23 protein-coding genes are annotated in these 20,755 nt (G+C 35.9%); 22 read left to right on the forward strand and 1 reads right to left on the reverse strand.

The annotated features are described in order from the left end of the window. Positions 1-191: 191 nt before the first annotated feature. From MKX62_RS14865 to MKX62_RS14940, 16 genes are all read left to right on the forward strand, one after another. The gene (locus MKX62_RS14865; protein ID WP_340741761.1) at positions 192-632 is read left to right on the forward strand and encodes a hypothetical protein; all 441 of its coding nucleotides are present in this window, start codon (positions 192-194) and stop codon (positions 630-632) included. A 120-nt stretch (positions 633-752) separates the two neighbouring features. Beyond that, a complete protein-coding gene (locus MKX62_RS14870; protein WP_340741762.1) occupies positions 753-1,163 on the forward strand; it encodes a DUF4275 family protein in 411 nt (136 codons plus the stop codon). A 299-nt stretch (positions 1,164-1,462) separates the two neighbouring features. Beyond that, positions 1,463-1,771 (forward strand): hypothetical protein, encoded by a 309-nt coding sequence (locus MKX62_RS14875; protein WP_340741763.1) that lies wholly within the window; start codon positions 1,463-1,465, stop codon positions 1,769-1,771. Positions 1,772-2,398: 627 nt separating this feature from the next. Next, on the forward strand, positions 2,399-2,614 hold the full coding sequence (locus tag MKX62_RS14880) for a hypothetical protein (RefSeq protein ID WP_187047221.1): 216 nt from the start codon (positions 2,399-2,401) through the stop codon (positions 2,612-2,614). A 258-nt stretch (positions 2,615-2,872) separates the two neighbouring features. Then, positions 2,873-3,160, forward strand: a complete 288-nt coding sequence (locus tag MKX62_RS14885) for a TIGR04104 family putative zinc finger protein (RefSeq protein ID WP_340741764.1) — start codon at positions 2,873-2,875, stop codon at positions 3,158-3,160. A gap of 261 nt (positions 3,161-3,421) precedes the next feature. Next, complete coding sequence (locus tag MKX62_RS14890) at positions 3,422-3,967, forward strand: helicase (protein WP_340741765.1); 546 nt, start codon at positions 3,422-3,424, stop codon at positions 3,965-3,967. A gap of 98 nt (positions 3,968-4,065) precedes the next feature. After that, positions 4,066-5,213 (forward strand): IS3 family transposase gene (locus MKX62_RS14895; RefSeq protein ID WP_340740522.1). Its coding sequence is split into 2 segments (ribosomal slippage): positions 4,066-4,312 and positions 4,312-5,213, totalling 1,149 coding nucleotides; the frame shifts between segments, so codons are not numbered across the junction. 76 nt (positions 5,214-5,289) lie between these two features. Further along, positions 5,290-5,685: an NUDIX hydrolase gene (locus MKX62_RS14900; RefSeq protein ID WP_340741766.1), complete on the forward strand. Its 396-nt coding sequence runs from the start codon at positions 5,290-5,292 to the stop codon at positions 5,683-5,685. A gap of 517 nt (positions 5,686-6,202) precedes the next feature. After that, positions 6,203-7,531 (forward strand): group II intron reverse transcriptase/maturase, encoded by a 1,329-nt coding sequence (ltrA, locus tag MKX62_RS14905; protein WP_340741767.1) that lies wholly within the window; start codon positions 6,203-6,205, stop codon positions 7,529-7,531. 192 nt (positions 7,532-7,723) lie between these two features. Then, the gene (locus MKX62_RS14910) at positions 7,724-7,936 is read left to right on the forward strand and encodes a hypothetical protein (protein ID WP_340741768.1); all 213 of its coding nucleotides are present in this window, start codon (positions 7,724-7,726) and stop codon (positions 7,934-7,936) included. Between the two features lie 735 nt (positions 7,937-8,671). Then, the gene (locus MKX62_RS14915; protein WP_340741769.1) at positions 8,672-9,496 is read left to right on the forward strand and encodes an MBL fold metallo-hydrolase; all 825 of its coding nucleotides are present in this window, start codon (positions 8,672-8,674) and stop codon (positions 9,494-9,496) included. 211 nt (positions 9,497-9,707) lie between these two features. Then, entirely contained in the window at positions 9,708-10,115 is a 408-nt protein-coding gene (locus MKX62_RS14920) for a hypothetical protein (RefSeq protein ID WP_340741770.1), read from the forward strand. Between the two features lie 451 nt (positions 10,116-10,566). Beyond that, a complete protein-coding gene (locus tag MKX62_RS14925; protein WP_187047231.1) occupies positions 10,567-10,854 on the forward strand; it encodes a hypothetical protein in 288 nt (95 codons plus the stop codon). 225 nt (positions 10,855-11,079) lie between these two features. After that, positions 11,080-11,385 (forward strand): hypothetical protein, encoded by a 306-nt coding sequence (locus tag MKX62_RS14930; protein WP_187047232.1) that lies wholly within the window; start codon positions 11,080-11,082, stop codon positions 11,383-11,385. Between the two features lie 483 nt (positions 11,386-11,868). Beyond that, complete coding sequence (locus tag MKX62_RS14935) at positions 11,869-12,135, forward strand: hypothetical protein (RefSeq protein ID WP_187047233.1); 267 nt, start codon at positions 11,869-11,871, stop codon at positions 12,133-12,135. A gap of 1,025 nt (positions 12,136-13,160) precedes the next feature. Further along, positions 13,161-13,460, forward strand: coding sequence for a hypothetical protein (locus tag MKX62_RS14940; protein ID WP_340741771.1), 300 nt, complete (start codon positions 13,161-13,163; stop codon positions 13,458-13,460). Between the two features lie 73 nt (positions 13,461-13,533). Here MKX62_RS14940 and MKX62_RS14945 read toward each other — a convergent pair whose 3' ends face one another. Then, complete coding sequence (locus MKX62_RS14945) at positions 13,534-14,373, reverse strand: tyrosine-type recombinase/integrase (protein ID WP_340741772.1); 840 nt, start codon at positions 14,371-14,373, stop codon at positions 13,534-13,536. A gap of 141 nt (positions 14,374-14,514) precedes the next feature. On the opposite strand from MKX62_RS14945, the gene MKX62_RS14950 reads away from it, so the two are divergent. The 6 genes from MKX62_RS14950 (at position 14,515) to istB (ending at position 20,606) form a co-directional block, all read left to right on the forward strand. Next, on the forward strand, positions 14,515-14,886 hold the full coding sequence (locus MKX62_RS14950) for a hypothetical protein (protein ID WP_340741773.1): 372 nt from the start codon (positions 14,515-14,517) through the stop codon (positions 14,884-14,886). Positions 14,887-15,073: 187 nt separating this feature from the next. Then, positions 15,074-15,949, forward strand: a complete 876-nt coding sequence (locus MKX62_RS14955; protein WP_340741774.1) for a hypothetical protein — start codon at positions 15,074-15,076, stop codon at positions 15,947-15,949. A gap of 798 nt (positions 15,950-16,747) precedes the next feature. Further along, positions 16,748-17,224, forward strand: coding sequence for a hypothetical protein (locus MKX62_RS14960; RefSeq protein ID WP_340741775.1), 477 nt, complete (start codon positions 16,748-16,750; stop codon positions 17,222-17,224). A 550-nt stretch (positions 17,225-17,774) separates the two neighbouring features. After that, complete coding sequence (locus MKX62_RS14965; protein ID WP_156475985.1) at positions 17,775-17,933, forward strand: hypothetical protein; 159 nt, start codon at positions 17,775-17,777, stop codon at positions 17,931-17,933. A gap of 349 nt (positions 17,934-18,282) precedes the next feature. Then, entirely contained in the window at positions 18,283-19,836 is a 1,554-nt protein-coding gene (gene istA / locus MKX62_RS14970) for an IS21 family transposase (RefSeq protein ID WP_338655197.1), read from the forward strand. After that, positions 19,833-20,606 (forward strand): IS21-like element helper ATPase IstB, encoded by a 774-nt coding sequence (istB, locus tag MKX62_RS14975; RefSeq protein ID WP_338656273.1) that lies wholly within the window; start codon positions 19,833-19,835, stop codon positions 20,604-20,606. The genes istA and istB overlap by 4 nt, the downstream gene beginning before the upstream one ends. Positions 20,607-20,755: the final 149 nt, after the last annotated feature.

A 20,755-nucleotide genomic window follows, 5' to 3' on the forward strand; every position in this document is an offset into this window, starting at 1 on the left:
CCACAATAAATGGCGCGATTTTTAAGTAACGGATGCTTTAACGAAGATTCGGCTGCCTTTCTAGGGCAGCTTTTTCGTATTGAGTTAACTACTTCCGTGAAGTGACGTTATGTTAACCTGGTGTGCATGTAGCATACAAGACTGTTTAAATCCTTCCATGAAATATAATAAGTTAACATAGGGGGTGTATTATGATTTCATATAATAGAGAAATTAGATTGAGAGACTTGGAGATCTATTTATTATTTAAAAGTGGTTTATCTATGGGATATTTAATTATTGAAGATTTAAGAAGACCCTTAGGTAAAGAGGAAATGAAATTAGATCCATATAAATATATAGATCTAGAAGATATTGAAGAGTATCGAAATCTAATTAAAATTGATGTATTGTCAGACGAAACTTTAAACGAAGATGATCAAGAAATTTTCCGGGAATTTGCGTGTGGTTTAGTGGATAGAAAAGACTTTTGTGCATTGAAAGTAAATTATACTGTTAATCCAGAGTTATTTGAGGAGTTTCCGTTAGATTTAGAGGTAGAAGATTACGAAAAAATCTTAAATGTAATAAATTCTGGGTTTGATATTTCTAATTTAAGTTTAAGTAATCTGATGTACCTATCCCAGGATTGAGAGTACTTAGATGAAAAAATATATATTAAGGTGCATTAGGTGAACAAGAAATACAAGAAGGTCTAAAATTGGGCAAGCTTGGTAATTAGCATTTGATATTTGCGAGAGAGGTTAAAGTGAATGCAAAATAAAGAATTAAAGGTGTTGGAAATACCGAAGTGGGGACGCTATTTACGAGGTGAGTGGCTTGAAAACTTTGCTGGTCATCTAACAAAAGAGGAACAAAAAGAAATATATTTGAATTCATTTTTATGGCACCTTTGTAGTTATGAAAAAACAGAATGCCTCGAAAAGGAAGTGGCCATAAAAGCATTTGAAAGGCAAAAAAAGAATCAATGCACAATCTTTTATGAATTCACGAATGAAGCGTTTTTAGTTCAAAATGCTATAAATCTTAAAGTGAAAGATTTGCCATACGATCGCTGGGATCTTAATTTCAGTGACATCTATGTTATGGATTCGGAAAATAATTGGACATTTATTATAACGCATGAAACAGGGCTTGGACCTTATTTTATTCAAAAGTCATAACTACCACTTTCACAATCGGCTGCCTTCACAGGGTGGCTTTTTCTTATTGCGTAATGGAGTTAACTACTTCCGTGAACTGACGTTATGTAAACCTGCTGTGTATAGAGGATACAAGCCCACTCAGTAATCGAATCGCTATTTTGTGGGATCTCATGGAGTGAATCCCGTTGCTAAAAAGATTATGGAGTTTTTACTTAAGGAACTTAATAATGTTTCTTGCTAAGCTAACTGTGTGCGTTGATTTAAGAAAGATTAACGCATTTTTTACAGAAATTATTGTTTTAAGGGGGCTTGTATAGATGAGAGTAGGTTATAGTGTTTTAAAAGAAATCCACGAGAAAGCTTTTATCCCTAGTGCATCTGATTATGGATTAACTCAAATAGAGTTTGAGAATTTCATCCTTTTCCTTGAACAAAAAGGATATGTAGAAAGAGTATTGAGAGTGAATGAAAGGTTTTATTTAAATCCTGCTCGTTTAACAGCAAAGGCTATTGATTTATTAGAAGAGAACAAGCATTATATCGAATCATACCCAGAAAGAAGTGGTTTAAAAGCATGGATACAAGTAGAGAAAGAACTGTATTCAAATGGAGCTGAGGCAGAATAAGAAATAGCTCCTGTACTAAATAAGCTTTTAAAAATGTGAAAAGATTCACTTAAACTAACGGGTTTAATTTAAAAGCTGCCTTTACAGCGCAGCTTTTGTTATTGCGTAATGGAGTTAACTACTTCCGTGAATCGGTGTTATGTAAACCTACAGTGCATGCAGCATACAAACTCGTTCAGCGTTCGAATTCTTTCTTCAACTAACCCGCCAGCATAGTCAATCTTAACAATATAGTATCAATACAGAACCTTCCCTGTTAAAATTTAGGTGAGGTGGGAAACTATGAAAACTAAATCTTTACCGATTGTAATAATACTTATTGCCTTAGTCGTTGGTGCTCTAGGCTACTTCCTATTCATGAAAGTATTTATTCCAAATATGATGTAATGATAAACCTAAGAAATAGTCCGCAGTAGGTGTCTACTGCGGACTATTTCTTATTGAGTAAAGTATTTTTCTTATTGCGTAATGGAGGTAACTACTTCCGTGAATTGGCGTTATGTCAACCTCGTGTGCATGCAATATACATTCCTTGTTCAACTAACAGGGCAGGTTAGTTCAATAAGACCTGGCTAAAATATTTTTATAGGTAATATTGATATAGTTATGAAAAATGGAGGTGTAATAATGAACTTTTTTGATTGGAAAATAGAAATGGTAGAAAGTTTAAAACCGTATATAGATATTGAAAATAAAAGAATGGCTATTCTTACAGCTGAAGATGATGAAATTCATATGGCTTTAGAATTTGATGAAAACAATAATTTAGTAATGCACCCAAGATGGAATATAAACATTATTATCTTAGGTGATAAACATTTAAAATTTACTACAAATTCATAAAGATATTCTTCAACTAACGGGCGCTTAGTTAAAGATCATGGGGTTGCTTGGGCAGCTCTTTTTTCTTATTCAACTAAAGGGGCAGTTTAGTTCAATAAGAAAAAATGGACTTTTGAAATTTTCATATGGAAAATATAATCAAAATTGGAACTTTAATTCGTTTCAAACGTATTAAAGTAAAGGGGCAGGTTAGTTTAAGAGTATTGTTTAACCTTTGTTCAACAAACGGACCATAATGCCGAATAAGGGGTGTTCATATTGCGGAAATGTCAAAATTGTAATATGTCTTTCAGCTGGAGTAAAATTTACAAAGCGTTTTTGGGTTGGGTATATAAACCAGTTAAATGTGATAATTGTGGTGTGGAACATGAAATAACTATTCCAGGCAGGTTGATTTTTGTGTCGCTTACTGGTTTGCCAATGCTTCTTTTCATTATTTTCTTTTCACCTTTTAATAACTTTTTTGCTACGCTGGGTGTAGGACTCGCAATACTTAGTATTGGCTCTTTATTCGTACCGTATTTTGTTAAATTCAAAGTCGTTTGAACTAGTTTTATTTACTAAAGAAGTCCAGTTTCTTAAGATTTCTTCTTTCCGCAATCGGGTGCGATTGTTTAATAAGCGTCTATGCTCTTATTAAACTAACGGGTGCTTAATTCAACAACAGGCACTTCTTAGGAGGCTCTTTTTCTTATTGAACTAACGAAGCAGGTTAGTTGAATAGTGTTGTTTAACTTGTGTTCAACAATCGGGCCATTTAACGGAATATATTTATATGTAATGGAAGACTTAGAAGGGGGACAATAAATGAACATCAAAAATAAGGAAATATATCCTGAATGTCTGTCCATTGCAAGAACGGTAGAAGTAGGTGGTCTTACTAAATCGCAACTAATGCAGAAAATGCAACAATATTCTATTTTGATGAATGAATTAGGAGAAAAGCTATTCACAGATGATTATTTTACAACTTCTGCTAAAACGTTCTCTTTAGAGACAGTTGAGCTCACCGTACGTGACCTTGGTTTACCGAAGGGAGACACTTTAACCAAAATCTTCGAAAGAGCAAATCACCTTGGTTTAGAATTGTGTCCGTTAGAGCTTGGACCTTATCTGAGACTCGGATATCTGGATCAACCTGAAGGCAAACCTTCTCGGCAACATCAAGCCCCAAATGGATCCATCACAGTAGCCTCGGAGACACTTAACGATGAAGAAAATTTCCCTAAAGGCTTCTATCTCAGACGCATTAAGGGAGACCTATGGTTGCGTGGATACATTGCTGATGAGCAGCACGTGTGGGACCCAGATGATCACTTTGTCTTTGTTAAACAATCGAGTGCGATTGTTTAACATGCGTCTCTCTTTTCTTCTTCTGGATAGGTTACACTTAGTTGGACAATTAAATTAAGGGCTAGTAGAATAATACACAAGAAGTGAGGAGATCTACTATGTCCGTAAAAAGAAGAACGTTTTCTACAGATTTCAAAAAACAAGTGGTAGCCCTATATGAAAACGGAAAAAGCCGACAAGATATTGTCAAAGAATATGAATTAACCGCATCTGCTCTTGATAGGTGGATTACACAATTTAGGCAGTCTGGTTCTTTCTTAGAGAAAGATAATCAATCTCCGGAGGAACAGGAATTGATTGCCTTACGGAAGAGAAATAAGCAACTAGAAATGGAAGTAGATATTTTAAAGCAAGCAGCGCTGATCATGGGACGAAAATAGATGTGATTCAACAAAACCGTCACAACTATTCGGTATCAGCAATGTGCAAAGTCCTAAAAATTGCGCGTAGCACCTTCTATTATGACACTGAAGTATCCGCTCAAAAAGAACAAGTAAAGCAGGAAGAAGAACGCGTATTAAAAGAAAAGATCGCTAAGGTTTTCAATGAAAACCGACACGTTTATGGTACTCGGAAACTAAAAATAGAACTAGATAAAGAGACAGAAGGCCTTACAATCTCGAGACGCCGAATTGGAAGATTGATGAGCGAACTTGGACTTCAATCAAAATACACCAAACCTTCCTATAAACCAATGGCGACAAGACCAAATGAAGAATCTGTTCGAAACGTATTAAATCGAGAATTTGAAGTGGACAAAGAGATGTCCGTGTTAGTAAGCGACTTAACATACGTAAAAGTAGGATACCGCTGGAGTTACGTTTGTTTCTTAATCGATCTATACAATCGTGAAATTGTAGGGTGGAGCGTCGGAGCACAAAAAGACGCTGCTCTTGTTCAGCGTGCCTTCGATTCCGTTAAATCCCCATTGGGAAATGTGAACTTATTTCATACAGATCGTGGTTCTGAATTTAAAAACGTTGGTATTGATGAATTATTAAGTGGATACAAAATTAAAAGATCACTTAGCCATAAGGGGAATCCTTATGATAATGCGGTGGCAGAGGCAACATTTAAGATTTTAAAAACAGAATTAATCAACGGAACGCACTACCAAACCCTTGACCAGCTGTCTCTTGAACTATTCGATTATGTCAATTGGTACAATAATATCCGTACGCACAGTAAATTAGGCTACCTAAGTCCAGTTGCTTATAAAAAAATAGCCCTTAATAATATCGTTTGATTTAGTGTTGACATACCACTTCAACTAAAGGGGCAGGTTAGTTGAATAAAGTGTATGCAATAAAGGAGGATAATTTGTGAGAGATAGAGGTTCGGTTGTGCTTGTAGAAAATAACAAGGTTGGACTGATTAAAAGAATTAGGAACGGTTCTGTTTACTATGTTTTTCCTGGTGGTGGAATTGAAGAAGGTGAAAATCCTGAAGCAGGGGCAAAAAGAGAAGCATTTGAGGAATTAGGTGTAAAAGTCAATGTTAATGAATGCTTTGCAAAGGTTGAGTTTAACGGTACACAATACTTTTTCTTAGCTGAAATTGTCGAAGGAGCTTTTGGTACTGGACTAGGTGAAGAATACACCAATGAAAATAGAGATAGAGGTACCTATTTGCCTATATGGGTAGATATAGAAAAACTATCAATCCTTGACGTTAAACCTAAAGAAGTAGCTCTAAAAGTACAATCTATCTTCAACTAACGTGGTGCTTGTGCGGCCGAGCCTAGGTCGTATCATATAGCGGGTGGGATTCCCGTCGAGAAAGAACTAGCCATTCACTCGTAGCGAGTCTTGAAGGGCTACTGGTAACAGTAGCCTTTAAGCGTAGACAGTTAGGTAGCGGGCCGAAAGCCAACTGGTTGAAGGGATTGAGCTCCATAATGTTAGTAAATCGAGAGGGCTGATGCCTTAAGCACAGCAGAAAGCTACATTTTATCCGTCGTTAAAGGCAAGAAGGATAAAACCTCTCTGGAGTCAGAGACCTTGGCACGTTACACATTGATATGATACGGCAACTCGGGAGACCCTACCGGTCTTTTCTTTATAGAAGAGTATGGTGTACAAGCGATAATAAGCAAGGAAACCAAATGCTGTTGTAGGGAGTCGGATAGCAGCGTAGTACCAATGAAGTTGGGTAATGCCGATGGAGGAAAGGCTGCTACCAAGTTATCACCCTTACTAGGGACACATTTACTACACACAGAGGTAGGGATATTAAATGGAAACAAAACTACTAAGGATAGCAGAATTAGCAAAATCTGATCCGGGAATGAAAGTTACGTCTCTTGCACATTTACTAAATAAGGAATCTCTGGCTCAATGTCATTTTGAATTACCTAATAAGAAAGCAACTGGGATTAATGGCACAACTAAAGAGCAATACAGTGAAACACTAGAGGAAAATATAGTGGACTTAGTAAGTAGGCTTAAAAGCAAAAGTTATCATCCTGTTCCGGTAAGAAGAATGTACATTCCTAAGCTTAACTCCAGTAAGAAAAGACCATTGGGTATACCGGAACATGAAGATAAGATTGTTCAGAAGGGCATTACAAAAATACTAAATGCCATCTATGAAAATGATTTTCTAGACTGCTCTTTTGGGTTCCGTCCAAATCGTAATTGCCACGATGCTTTGAAGGTATTAAATCATTATATTGAAAAGAGATCAGTAAATTATGTAGTAGATGTAGATATCAAAGGATTCTTCGACAACGTTGACCACATATGGATGATGGAGTTCTTAAAACTGCGAATTACTGACCCTAACCTACTTAGAATAATTGGTAGGTTTCTTAAAGGCGGGTATATGGAGGAAGGAAAGAAATACAAGACAGATAAAGGCACACCGCAAGGTGGAGTCATATCTCCGATACTGGCCAATCTATACCTCCATTATGTCCTGGATCTATGGTTTGAGAAGAGGGTTAGGAAACAGTGTAAAGGACAAGCATACATAGTTAGATATGCAGATGATTTTGTTTGTTGCTTCCAATATAAAAGCGAAGCGGAGGAATTCTTTCAATCATTAAAGGTGAGATTACAGAAGTTTAACTTAGAAGTAGCGGAGGATAAAACCAAAATTATTCCCTTCGGGAGGTTTGCGGAGAAAGATGCAAAACAAAAGGGAAATAGAAAACCAGCAACCTTTGATTTTCTCGGTTTTACACATTATTGTGGGGAGAGTAAACGAGGATACTTTCGAGTGAAACGGAAGACAAGCAGGAAGAAACTCCAGGGAAAACTAAGGGAAACTAAAGAATGGTTAAAGAAAAACAGAAATAAAGATATTCATATGATTATGGATAGATTTAAACGCTCGCTTGTAGGTTATTATAACTACTATTGCATCACGGATAACACGCCAAGTGTTAACAAATTTCAAGACAAAATCCAATATTTACTGTTTAAATGGCTCAACAGGAGAAGTCAGAGGAAATCCTTTACTTGGGATAAATTCAGGCTCTTTCTTCATAGATATCCGTTACCTTCACCAAGAGTTAAGGTGAATATATATGACTTAAGAAAGAAGATTAGCTACATTTTGTGAATGGTGACTTGGAGGAGCCGTGTGCGTAAATAGCGCAAGCACGGTTCTGTGAGGGGGGAGGAACACAATCTACCGTAAGGTAGAGAGGTTCCCTTCTACTCGACTACTTCAAGAAGGAGTAAAGCCTTTTTTCTTATTGAACTAAAGGGGCAGATGAGTTGAAGAAAAGTTTCTATTCAAGGAGGGGTTTTAATGAAAAAGAAAAACTATGTTATTGCATTTATTGCAGGGGTAGCAGTGACTCTTTTTTTATTACCTTTACTTTATGCGTTAGGTGTTCCATCCTTTGATGTTGTGTTAAATTCTTTATTTGGTAAAGATAGTATACTGGCTATTGTCTTTTCATTAGTTCTTGTTATAATAATTTTGTTTTTGCTTGTTAAATATGTAAATAAAAATGGATAATGTCACGTTTTAGCAATAGTAGATTCCAAACTAACGGGTGCTTTAGTTAAACAAGAATCGGTTGCCTTTTCAGAGCAGCTTTTCCTTATTGCGTAATGGAGTTAACTACTGCCGTGAACCGGCGTTATGTTAACCTGCTGTGCATGGCCTATACAAACCCGTTCAGTGATCGAGTTCCTTGTTCAACTCCCATGAAAATTAAAAAACGTTCAAAATCTATAAAATGGCATAATAAAAAAAACTAAGCCTTCAAAATGATTATATTAAGTTGAAAGTTAATCAGTAACCAACTCCATTCTTCCTAGAATAAAGGCAGGCTGGTGCAATAACCAGAGTAGGATTAATCTCCCATGAGTGCTACTCATATAGAGTGCGACAGTCTGTGATGCACCGTGGTCGTTGGGTCAGACTAACGGGTGGGGCACAATGGCACCATAGTTCATCGACCTTCTTCGCCAGCCGTCCCAATCTATACCCGTTCTGTACACATTTTCATCCTCTGTGGTGTAGCGATGATATTGCGCTACATGTATGTCTATCGGGGAGGTTAGTTTAAGTAGAAAATTATAAAATAAGCCAAAATTATTAACTTTTTTGCTAATATGTTATTGATAGTAATATTGGTTTCAATGGATTTACTTAGGTTGATACGAGAGTGGGTCTGTTATATCCGAATAATTCTCTATTATTAAATATCATTGAATGTTAAGATAAGTCCAGGAAGGGTGTTTGGTCTTGAATAAATATATTTGCAAAACTTGCGGGGTTCAATATGAAAGTTCAATTGATGTGCCTGAACAATGCCTAATTTGTACAGAGGGGAGACAATATGTTAGTTCTTTTGGTCAATCCTGGACAACTTTAGATAATATGCAACAATCGAAAGAATTTATAAATGAAATTCTTTTAGAAGCAAATGGTTTGTACAGTATTGCTACAAAACCCAATTTTGCAATTGGGCAAACAGCTTATTTAATCCAAACTGTAGGATTCAATGTCTTATGGGATTGTATTGCGTATTTGGATAAACAAACAATTGAGTATATCGATAAATTAGGAGGCATACAAGCCGTAGCATTATCTCATCCTCACTATTATTCAACTCAAGTGGAATGGGCAGAAGCATTTGATGTACCTATTTATATCCATGAGGATGACAAAGAATGGGTTATGAGACCAAGTGATAAAATCATATTTTGGTCAGGAGACTCTCTTGAATTACATAAAGGAATCGTTCTACATCGTTTAGGAGGACACTTTAGAGGTGGAGCTGTTTTGGAATGGAAAGACGGCAACAATCAACAAGGGATTTTACTAACGGGTGATGTTATCCGAGTGGTTGCTGACCGTCAATGGGTAAGTTTTATGTATAGTTATCCTAACTTCATTCCACTGCCCGCATCTAAAGTTCAAGAAATTTCCTCCTTGGTAAAAGGATTGAAGTTTGATAGACTGTATGACGCTTTTCATCGAATTATAAAAGAAGATGCAAATGAATCTGTACAAAAGTCTGCAAAAAGGTATATTGAAGCATTAAGTGGAACATTGTTTACTACATAATGAAAGTTCGTACCTGTTGAACTAACGGGTGCTTAGTTGAACAACAGGGGCTTCTTAGGAAGCTTTTTTCTTATTGATCTAACGCAGCAGGTTAGTTGAAGAGTGTTGTTTAACTTATGTTCAACAATCGGGCCAGAATGTTTAATTACAATCGAAATTGTGGGGAGAATTGAAGGTCAGGATAGTTGAATAATACTTAAGGGGTGTATATATGAATAAATCATGTGTCCTTTTATTGCTGTTTCTTACAATATTCCTAACTGGATGTAGTGAGGATGATAATAAGGCTTGGGAGCCATATAGTCCTTTAAATACTTCTTCTTTAATGAAACAACATGCACTTGAAGATAATTACGCACAGTTTCAATCCTTAGTACAAGAAGGGTACGATGAAGATAGTATAAACGAGATGTATGAAACTGTGAGAAGCACTGCAACTAGTAGTGCAGAAATAAACAGTTTTACTTTAGTCACTTTTGATAATGGTAAAACGTTGCTTGTACACTTAATGCCTGTTACGTCTGAAAAGGGGGAAGTGTTAATTCAAGATGTTATTGAAATTCCAATTGAAATGGCATCGTATATAAAGGAAGAGTTAAATAAAAAGTATGAAAAGTAAAGTTGATTGAGTAAATGCCTTGAACGCTTATTAAACTCCCATGAAAATTAAAAAACGCTCAAAATCTATAAAATGGCATAACAAAAAAAACAGAAAAAGTTTTTTTAAAAAAGCTGAGCCTTCAAAATGATTATATTAATTTGAAAGTTAATCAGTAACCAACTCCATTCTTCCTAGAATAAAGGCAGGCTGGTGTAATAACCAGAGTAGGATTAATCTCCCATGTGTGCTACTCGTATAGAGTGCGACAGTCTGTGATGCACCGTGGTCGTTGGAGTCAGACTAACGGATGGGCTTTATGGCACCATAGTTCATCGACCTTCTTCGCCAGCCGTAGTATCCAATACTCGTTCTGAATATATTTTCATCCTCTAGTGGTGTAGCGCTGACTTTGCGCTACATTTATGGCTAACGGGCAAGATTGTGATAAACAAATGATGGAGGTGAAAAAATGGGTGTTAAAAGAAAATTCGGAGCACTAATTTTAACGAGTGTTATTGTAATGTCTGTGGTATTTTGGTACACGCAACAAAAGCCATATAGTACAGAGCAGGTTATGAACTCATTATGGGATACGTATGAAGTACAAAGTTATTCAATTGGTGATACTGATCCGGTTATATCGATAGATGTATATGATAAAAATGATATACCTGAAGTTGAAAAGTATTTAAAAGCTAAATTGTCTAAAGCTGATTTAAAACACTATGAAATCGAGTTGTTTTCTAGGTGGTCGTGAATTTTTGGGTGAGACGACAATAAACCATTTTCCACAATCGGCTGCCTTTACATGGCAGTTTTTCTTATTGAGTAATGGAGTCAACTACTTCCGTGAATGAGTGTTATGTTAACCTGGTGTGCATGGCGTATGCAAGGTCGTTCAGCGTTCAATTCGGTGGTTTGTAGGTTGATCTCAGTCAAATAAATTAAAAGGGGACGTAAAATTAGATTAGGGGACTTTGAAGTGCGGGATGTTCGTGTTAGCGGTCAACATTATTCTTTAGCCATTTTAGATGAAGTTCGACCTGCCACATTTGATGATTTTGAAATTCCATATTTAATTTATGAAGAAGATGACCAGCGTGCAAACTATTTCTCTGCTACATATTTCTCTGATGAATCTGTTAAAGATGGACATAGAAAAATACTCGGTGAATTTGCACGAATGCTTACAGAACACTTAGCATTGGCAAATTGTGAAGTAATTATAAAGTTCTATCAAGAGAACCCAGTGATGCTGACAACCAAGACCCTTACTTTAAAAAAGTAACAAAGAAGCAAAAGAGAGTTTCCTTGCATTATGTGACCTTTTAAATGGATACATTGAAGAAGGAGATTATTGCGAGTTATATACTTGTTGGGTTGGAGAAGAGGAAGAAGAAAGAAATTATGATTTTGACCAAACTATCAACCTTAATAACATTGATATCAATAACATCTCAATATTCGAGAAAACACTATTGGTAATAAGAAGATAATACTCAACTCCCATGAAAATTAAAAAACGCTGAGCCTTCAGAATGATTATATTGAGATGATAGGTAAATCAGAGTCAACTCCATTCTTCAGAGAATATAGGTAAGGCTGGTGCAATAACCAGAGTAGGATTAATCTCCCATGAGTGCTACTCGTATAGAGTGCGACAGTCTGTGATGCACCATGGTCGTTGGAGTCAGACTAACGGGGAGGTTAGTTGAATAATTAAAAGACTAAATAGGGTGAACAAATAGATAGAACGAAATGGGGCGAAAAAATGGAAAGTAAGTTTAGTGAGTATTCCATCATTTTAGTTGTCGTTGGAATTTTTGTTGCATATATGACTTTCCCACCGATTAATATTACTATTTTGGGTTGGTGGGGAATATTCATTGGATTTGGTGTCTATTTAACAGGCATAATACTTGGTATCGTTGCTTTCTTTAAGAAAGAAAAAGGGTTTATTAAGTATATCTCGTTACTTTCCATTTCATTAGGCGTTTTATTTATTGCATTTCTCTATGCTATCGTCGGTAGAATTTAACGAAATTAATTTGATGACATAATTATACTAACGAAGCAGTTTAGTTCAATAAGAACTTCACCTTTTCATTCACTGTGGTGTAGCGTTTATTTTGCAATACATGTATGGCTAACGGGTCATTTTTCATTGTATTATTTACTATTAATTATGATTTATCGGATATTAGTTTAATTCATTACGATTTTAATGTATATTAAAGGGATAATAGGGAATTTTACGTTCAAATAATTCCTGAGGGAGAGAAAATTATTGCAAATTTTTCTTTATATAACTTTAGTTACACTCATCATAGTTACCATTTCATCATCTATTCTTCGAAAAAAGAGTTATCCCAAGTATTGGATACCTAGCGTTTTATTAACAGGAATATCGTTTGTAATCGCTGTCGTAAGCTTTTTCAAAATGGACAACGGCTGGGCATCAATGAGTTTTTTCTTTATGTTTATTAGCATTATAATTGGTTCGCTTATTGGCACAGCTATTTCAATGCTTACAAAATACAAGACGGTCTAATATCAAAAAAGCAAAACGATTTTTCGTTTTGCTTTTTTGATACACTTTCTATTGGTGTGTTGGGAACCTAGTTGTTCAACTCCCATGAAAATTAAAAAACGCTCAGAAAAATTTTTAAAAATAAGGCTAAGCCTTCAAAATGTTTATATTAAGTTAAAATTTAATCAATAACCAACTCCATTCTTCATAGAATAAATGCAAGCTTGTGCAATAACCAGAGTAGGACTAATCTCCCGTGAGTGCTACTCGTATAGAGTGCGACAGTCTGTTATGCACCGTGGTCGTTGGAGTCAGATTAAAGGATGGGCTCAATGGCACCATAGTTCATCGACCTTCTTCGCCAGCCGTAGTATCCAATACCTGTTCTGTACACATTTTCATCCTCTGTGGTGTAGCGCTGATTTTGCGCTACATGTATGCCTAACGGGACAGTTTAGTTCAAAAGACTTTCATATTAATTAAGATACTGAAATCAAATAAATGGTATGATTTAGAAAATTAGGGGGAACACAATGAATAAAAAATATAGCAAGTGGTCTGCCGTATTAAGTATTATTTGTGCAATAACTATTCTTACTTCTTATGCAATTGCACCAAAAGAGCCTGAAGGCTCGCTGGTTGTACTTCTAAAAATATTATTTTTCACTTCCATTATCGCGGGTGTTCTTAGTCTGACACTTAGCTATTCGGCGTTTAAAAACAAAGAAGAAGGCTTTCTGAAGAAGATAGCCCCTATTATAACTTTATTGATATTGTTAGTGTTCGCCCTTTCATTTATTGGAATAGTAGCAAGTATGGGTGATTTATTTTAATGTCGCTTATTGCACTAACGGAGTGCTTTAGTCAAGTAGTGCAACGTCTTTTAAGACGTTGCTCCTTTTACATTTAAAAGTACTTCTGATAATACTCTTTCCTTAACCTTCCGCTTAATTGAGCGTATATCCTTGTAGTTTCACTTTTCTCATGCCCCATAAGACTTTGTATGACTTCATTAGGAGCTCCATTATTCAACAAATGAGTTGCATAGCTATGTCTAAAGTGGTGTGGATGAATCCCTTTATTGATTTCAGCAGGATTTGAAATCCGCTTGATGATGTATCGCATTTGGGCGACACTCATTTTATGTGGCTGCCTTGCTGTCACGAAGATAGCAGAATTATTGTCATTACGGCTTTCAATATAGCGTTTAAGCCATATGTCGCAACGTGTATTAAAATAAATTTCCCTTTCCTTATCCCCTTTTCCTCTTACGATCGCAGATTGATTAGACCAATTAATATGGTTCTTTTCTATCGCAACTATTTCTCCAATTCGACAACCGGTAGAAAACATGAATTCAAAAATCGCTTTTTCCATTGGGGAATGACAGGATTCACGAAGGTGTTCAATCTCCCGTTCGGTTAAATACTTGGGTATCCGCTTACCTACTTTGGGTTCTTTAATCCTGGAAGTTGGATTCTTACTCATGTATCCTTCTTCATGAGACCAACGAAAAAACGATTTCATAAAGCGGATACGATGTGAAAGACTGGCTGGTTTTAAATGCTTGCCCGATATAGCAAGATATTCCTTCAGTTGATTTGTATCAAGAAATTCCATCTCTACATCCTTAAAATAACCAATTAGTAGCAAAGACTGTAACTGAGAGGCCTTCAATGTTTGTGGCGAAAAACCCTCTATTCGTTTATCAGCTTCAAACGAAGACCATGCTTTTGACAGTAACAATTCCATTCCCCCTAAAAAGTAAGATTAAAGGGATTATTACCGATTTAATAGAATTATAGACATAATAAGTGATTTTACTAACGGGGCAGGTTACTGGAATAAGGAAATGTTAAATATGGAGTAGAAAGGTGACGATTATAAGTGCATGGATATCCAGAAGAAAACGATTTACTTTCGTTGTTTGAGTGTGAACCTACATTGTTAGATACCACTTCATTAGATTTTTTTTATAATAGAGCAACATATCGATTTTCTAATGGGGAGGAAGACTTCATTGTTACACTCTCTCCTTCTTACGGTGAAGTAAAAATACAAGTAACCCAACGGGCTCCCAATCAATTGATATCACTCATGGATTTAAAGCGAGTTGATAAATTTGAAATAACAGCAGATAAAAAAGACCTATCAAGTGTACTGTTAATGCTTCTGAATGACGATTTCATCACACAAACAATTGAAATTGATTTTAAGCCGAAGTATAAATTAATTTTTAGAGAACATTATACGCGGTAAAAATCCCGTCTTGTTTAACTAACAGGGCAGTTTAGTAGAACAAGGATTTTTGTTCTATTTCATTGAACATAGTCTCATATGAGGAGGTAGAACATGAAAAGGAATTTCAATTGCAGAGATATAATAGTTAATGTAAGTAGAGTTATTCAAACAATGTGCAGTTAAACTTAACTTGGAGGAATACATAATGAAAATAAAACCGACAAAAAAGGACTTACTTTCATGGATGGATAGTTATGTACCAGAAAAAGACTTATTTTTCATAACGAAAGAACTTCTTAATAATGAAATTGACTTTACAGATGTGTTATTAATGCCAATAGATGAGTTTTATAATCACAGTACGTATGGACAAGTAAATTATGTAAATGGTTATGAGTACTGGAATATAAAGAACGCTCAATACGTAATCATAGCTGAAAAAGAATGGATTGAAAGCATATCTGAAGAGGAAAAACAATTAATTTTAAATTCACAAGTGCTAAGTGAAAGAGGGCTTGTACTACCTGTTACATTTATACATGAGACAGAAAGAATACCTTCAAGTTATGTGGTGAATGGGCACGTTGTCATTCAGCGTTCCATGTGGGAAAAGCTTGACGAGTCATTTAAAGAACAGTTACTTACAACAGTGGTTTATGAATGGTGGGATAAGGGAGAATATGAGGAATCACCAAAGTCCTTACCTAGTTTTCTAAAACCATTTGCCAATACCTTTGGTCATTTTCAAGGTGCAAATTGTTTAGCAGCAGTTTTGTTTGCTATTTCAAAAGGGAAACAAGAGTGGTTTATATATGAATGGATACATCAAAAAACATTTCTTGAAAAATTGAAACAGTATCACTATGAGGAGTTTCTAGATGAAGGACTACACCAAGCGGACATTGTAATTTGGAAAGATGAAAATGCTATCATTCAACATGCAGCTTATTATATTGGGGAAGAATTATATTTCAATAAACATGGACAAACGATGTTTAATCCTTGGAAGATACTTTCGAAAGAGCAACTTTATAAAGAGTGGGAACATCTAACACTTGGGAAGTATCGACAACGTAATTAATCAATTGGTAAAAAAGAGAATATTTTTTCTTATTGTACTAACGTGGTGCTTGTGCGGCCGAGCCTAGGTCGTATCATATAGCGGGTGGGATTCCCGTCGAGAAAGAACTAGCCATTCACTCGTAGCGAGTCTTGGAGGGCTACTGGTAAAGTAGCCTTTAAGCGTAGACAGTTAGGTGGCGGGCCGAAAGCCAACTGGTTGAAGGGATTGAGCTCCATAATGTTAGTCATTCGAGAGGGCTGATGCCTTACCTGCGGCAGAAAGCTACATTTTATCCTCCGTTAAAGGCAAGAAGGATAAAACCTCTCTGGAGTCAGAGACCTTGGCACGTCATACATTGATATGATACGGCAACTCGGGAGACCCTACCGGTCTTTCCTGCTTATAGATGAGTATGGTGTACAAGCAATAATAAGCAGGGAAGCCAAATGCCGTTGTAGGGAGTCGGATAGCAGCGTAGTACTAATGAAGTTGGGTAATGCCGATGGAGGAAAGGCTGCTACCAAGTTATCACCCTTACTAGGGACACATTTACTACACACTGAGGTAGGGATATTAAATGGAAACAAAACTAGTAAGGATAGCTGAATTAGAAAAATCTGAGCGAAAGAGATTAGCTATATTTTTTAAATAGTGACTAGGAGGAGCCGTGTGCGTAAATAGCGCAAGCATGGTTCTGTCAGGGGGGAGGAACACAATCTATCGCAAGGTAGAGAGGTTTCCTTCTACTCGACTAGTTCAATGAATGATACTTGAAGTTTAGCTGGAATAAACATGAAAAGATGGAGGGGTATGTTTATGTTCAAAAAAAGATTAATTTTAATCTGCACAGTAATTTTGTCGTTAGTAATTGCAGGATGTAATGACGAAGAGCAGATAAAAGAAGAAGTTATTCAACACAATTGGAATGAAAGTCCTCTATTTGAATCAGACAATTACACAATGATTGGGGAAGAGGGACGTTTGGGTTTTATTTACGATGATAGTGAAGGTATCAGATTTTATCCAAACAAAGTACAAAAATATATGTGGCACTTTTGGGGAAATAAAGATGAGTTAATTGGTGACTTTAAGGTTTTAGGAACTCACGAAAACAGTGATGAGGAAATAATAATTGTACCAAAAAGAGATAATTCTAATCTTAGTCCTAATAATGGTGCAGATCAGCACTCTCCAACAAATATGATGCTCCCTAAAAGTGGAATGTGGAAGTTAGATGCCTATAAAGGAGATGAAATATTTGGAAGTGTTTATGTAAAAGTTCATAAGAAATAAATGATTTATTGGACTCCCATGAAAATTAAAAAACGGTCAAAATCTATAAAACTGTATAACAAAAAAAGCTCGGAAAAAGTTTTTTTAAAAAAAGGCTGAGCCTTCAAAATGATTATATTAAGTTGAAAGTTAATCAGAAACCAACTCCATTCTTCAGAGAATAAAGGCAGGCTGGTGCAATAACCAGAGTAGGATTAATCTCCCATAAGTGCTACCCGTATTGGGGCAACAGTCTGTGACGCACCGTGGTCGTTGGAGTCCGACTAACGGATGGGCTCAATGGCACCATAGTTCATCGACCTTCTTCACAAGCCGTAGTATCCAATACCCGTTCTGCATATATTTTCATCCTCTGTGATGTAGCGCTGATTTTGCGCTACATGTATGGCTAACGGGTGCTCTACTTCAATTAGGGGTTAAGCACCCTTTTATTATTCAACATAAGGAGCAGTATAGTTGAATAATACATTTCAACTATAATAAATAAATGTTAGTATAAAATTATAATATTAAAACAATTTAAACCTACGCGGTTGAGGGAGGGCGATTTGTGAAAAATTTATTATTAGCAATCTTAGGGGCAGTTGTGACAGCGGTAGTATTAAGTTTGATAACAAAAGGTTTTGAAATGGATGTATTAATTTCCCTTATCTTAGGTATTGTACTTGGGTATAGCATTGGAAAGAAAGAAAAAGCAGACTCGAATTAGGGAACTATCTAACTGAATAGGGAAGTTATTTTAGTAGTATTACAATATTTTTTATTAAAATAACGGGTTGCTTTAGTTGAACAACAGCAGATCGTCTAATGACGGTCTTTTTATTTATCTAGTTGTCTGTGGGAAGGTTTAATAAAAGCATATCCACTAAATCGTTTCGAAAAAACCGTCCTCTAACGCAACAACCTAAAATCATTATATAATTTTTTATATGAAATACCGTCTATTTGTAAACGATAAACTAAAGTGAGCAGTTTTCCACAAATAAGATTGAGCAGTTTCCCTCTAAATAATTCACTTCCTTTATACTAAACGTGTAAAAGGAAGTGAGGAAACTGGAGTGAAGAAAATCATGGTTTATATGAAAATCTGCGAGTTATCCGAAATGGGCTTTTCTAAGTCGGCAATTGCGAGAAAGTTGGACATTTCAAGAAATACCGTTTCTAAATATCTAAAGAGTACATCTGAAGAATTTGAGGATTATTTAGTCTCCTTACAATCACGTAAAAAGAAGTTGGATCCCTACAGGGATGTCATTGTTGGATGGTTGAAGAAATACCCTGATATGAGTAGTGCCCAGGTCTACGACTGGTTGAAAGAGAATCAGGGGTTGAATGAAGATAATATTGTGGAGAATACTACTAGGAATTATGTGAATGAGTTACGTACTGCATACCATATACCGAAAGTGTCTGAACAAAGAGTTTATGAAGCAGTTCCGGATAGTCCGATGGGTTTTCAAGCACAAGTAGATTTCGGTCAAGATTTGGTGACTTGTAATGACGGAATGAGAAGAAGGCTTTATTTTATTGGGTTTGTATTATCCAATTCTAGGTATAAGTACATTGAATTCTTAGATAGACATTTCCATACAAGAGATTTAGTCCGCTGTCATGAAAATGCTTTTGAGTTTTTTGGAGGCATGCCTGAAGAAATGGTATATGACCAAGATGCTTTACTAGCTGTAAGTGAAAATGCGGGTGACTTATTATTTACCAAGGAATTTGATAATTACCGTAAACTAAGAAAATTTTCTATTTATTTATGTAGAAAAAGCGATCCCGAATCAAAAGGGAAAATAGAACAAGTCGTCAAGTTCGTGAAGCATAACTTCATGAAGAATCGTGAATTTCAAGACATCCATTTGTGGAATCAACAAGCCATTCAATGGCTTGAGAGAACCGGAAACTACAAAGTGCATCATAATACAAAAAAAAGACCTTCTGAAGTGCATACAGTCGAAAAACTGCACTTAAGAAAAGTCTCTTCAAAATTCTCTTTCGAGAATTCCCTAATAGAAAGTATAACAAGAACAATTCAAAAGGACAATGTCATACGCTTTGAATCCAATCGTTATTCCGTACCTACAGGTACGTACGATGCGAAAACTAAAAACATGGCATATTTAGAAGTAACCGCAGATGACCACCTAAATATTCGATTACAGACATCTGGAGCAATAATCGCGAGACATTTACTCTGTAGTTCGAAAGGACAGTTAGTTTATGATCCAACTCATCATAAGAAACCAAGTCCAAAGAAAACGCTATTGAGAGACGAAATTGTGATTAGGTTTTCTAATAAAGAATTGATTTGTTGGTTTTTAGATGAATTGAATAAGAAGTATCCAAGACACTTATTAGACCAGTTGAAAGTATTACAAATGGTCATTCGAAATCATCCAGAGCATATAAATGAAGCGCTGGAAACTGTGAAAACTTTGCATATGATTAGTGCTAATGACTTCAGAGATGTCGCTTTCACGCTACATAAAGAATCACAGACGCAAGTAAAAGAAGTAAGTACCAATTCACCAAAATATCAAGAATATAAGGCAGCAGAACGATCAGAAGATTACTACACCGATTTATTATCTGGGGGTAAAAGGTCATGACCTCTCCTATTGAACTATTACAAGAAAAATGTAGAACCCTGAGACTCGCTGAAACCGCAAAAGAGCTTCCCGCTCTTTTGCGTAATGCAGAATCGGGCAGTTGGACTTATCACGAGTTTATTAATGAACTCCTTACCCATGAAATGGTGTGCAGAGAAAAAAAGACCATTCATCGACTAATGCAATGGGCAGACTTTCCCTATCCAAAAACACTGGCAGATTATCGACTGGAAGAACAAAATGCGATTGGCGATAGACAGTTTAAATTATTAAAAGATTTAAATTGGATTGAAGAGATGTTTACCCTAATTCTAATGGGCCCACCTGGGACAGGCAAAACACATTTGTCCGTAGGACTAGGCACTTTGGCTATTGAACATGGATATCAAGTGACCTTCGTTTCAATGGGAGAACTAATATATATTTTAAAAAGCCGTGATTACGTTAGTAAATCAAAGACACGCTATAAACGTATTACAACATCAGATTTAATAATTATTGATGATGTTATGTATATGACTGTAGATCCAAAGGAAGCAAGCCTGTTTTTCCAGTTTATATATGACATGTATGATAAAACCGCATTTATATTAACTTCGAATAAGGGTCCAAATGAATGGGGTAAATTTTTAGGAGATACCTCACTGACAACCGCTATATTGGATCGCCTTCTACATCGAAGTGAGGTGATTTCCTTCGGAGAAGACGAAGAAAGTATGCGTATGAAGTACAGAAAGACTTTGTTTCCCGAAGTAAGTGCTCAAACTTAATTGTGGAAAATTGATCAAACTTAATTTGTGAAAACTGCTCAATTCTACTTGACGGTTACACTATTCCATAACTGGCTAATATATCCTATTGTAAGGGGTGTAACCGTCAAGGTCAAAACGACAGTTTCTGCTCGTTTGAAATGAACACT

The sequence above is a fragment of the Sporosarcina sp. FSL K6-5500 genome (genome assembly GCF_038005665.1).
GTDB classification, from domain to species: domain Bacteria; phylum Bacillota; class Bacilli; order Bacillales_A; family Planococcaceae; genus Sporosarcina; species Sporosarcina psychrophila.

Excerpts from the sequence above, each read along its gene's own strand:
- MKX62_RS14865 (WP_340741761.1), top strand. The coding sequence starts at position 192 with ATGATTTCATATAATAGAGAAATTAGATTGAGAGACTTGGAGATCTAT.
- MKX62_RS14870 (WP_340741762.1), top strand. The coding sequence starts at position 753 with ATGCAAAATAAAGAATTAAAGGTGTTGGAAATACCGAAGTGGGGACGC.
- MKX62_RS14875 (WP_340741763.1), top strand. The coding sequence starts at position 1,463 with ATGAGAGTAGGTTATAGTGTTTTAAAAGAAATCCACGAGAAAGCTTTT.
- MKX62_RS14880 (WP_187047221.1), top strand. The coding sequence starts at position 2,399 with ATGAACTTTTTTGATTGGAAAATAGAAATGGTAGAAAGTTTAAAACCG.
- MKX62_RS14890 (WP_340741765.1), top strand. The coding sequence starts at position 3,422 with ATGAACATCAAAAATAAGGAAATATATCCTGAATGTCTGTCCATTGCA.
- ltrA (WP_340741767.1), top strand. The coding sequence starts at position 6,203 with ATGGAAACAAAACTACTAAGGATAGCAGAATTAGCAAAATCTGATCCG.
- MKX62_RS14910 (WP_340741768.1), top strand. The coding sequence starts at position 7,724 with ATGAAAAAGAAAAACTATGTTATTGCATTTATTGCAGGGGTAGCAGTG.
- MKX62_RS14920 (WP_340741770.1), top strand. The coding sequence starts at position 9,708 with ATGAATAAATCATGTGTCCTTTTATTGCTGTTTCTTACAATATTCCTA.
- MKX62_RS14925 (WP_187047231.1), top strand. The coding sequence starts at position 10,567 with ATGGGTGTTAAAAGAAAATTCGGAGCACTAATTTTAACGAGTGTTATT.
- MKX62_RS14935 (WP_187047233.1), top strand. The coding sequence starts at position 11,869 with ATGGAAAGTAAGTTTAGTGAGTATTCCATCATTTTAGTTGTCGTTGGA.
- MKX62_RS14940 (WP_340741771.1), top strand. The coding sequence starts at position 13,161 with ATGAATAAAAAATATAGCAAGTGGTCTGCCGTATTAAGTATTATTTGT.
- MKX62_RS14955 (WP_340741774.1), top strand. The coding sequence starts at position 15,074 with ATGAAAATAAAACCGACAAAAAAGGACTTACTTTCATGGATGGATAGT.
- MKX62_RS14960 (WP_340741775.1), top strand. The coding sequence starts at position 16,748 with ATGTTCAAAAAAAGATTAATTTTAATCTGCACAGTAATTTTGTCGTTA.
- istB (WP_338656273.1), top strand. The coding sequence starts at position 19,833 with ATGACCTCTCCTATTGAACTATTACAAGAAAAATGTAGAACCCTGAGA.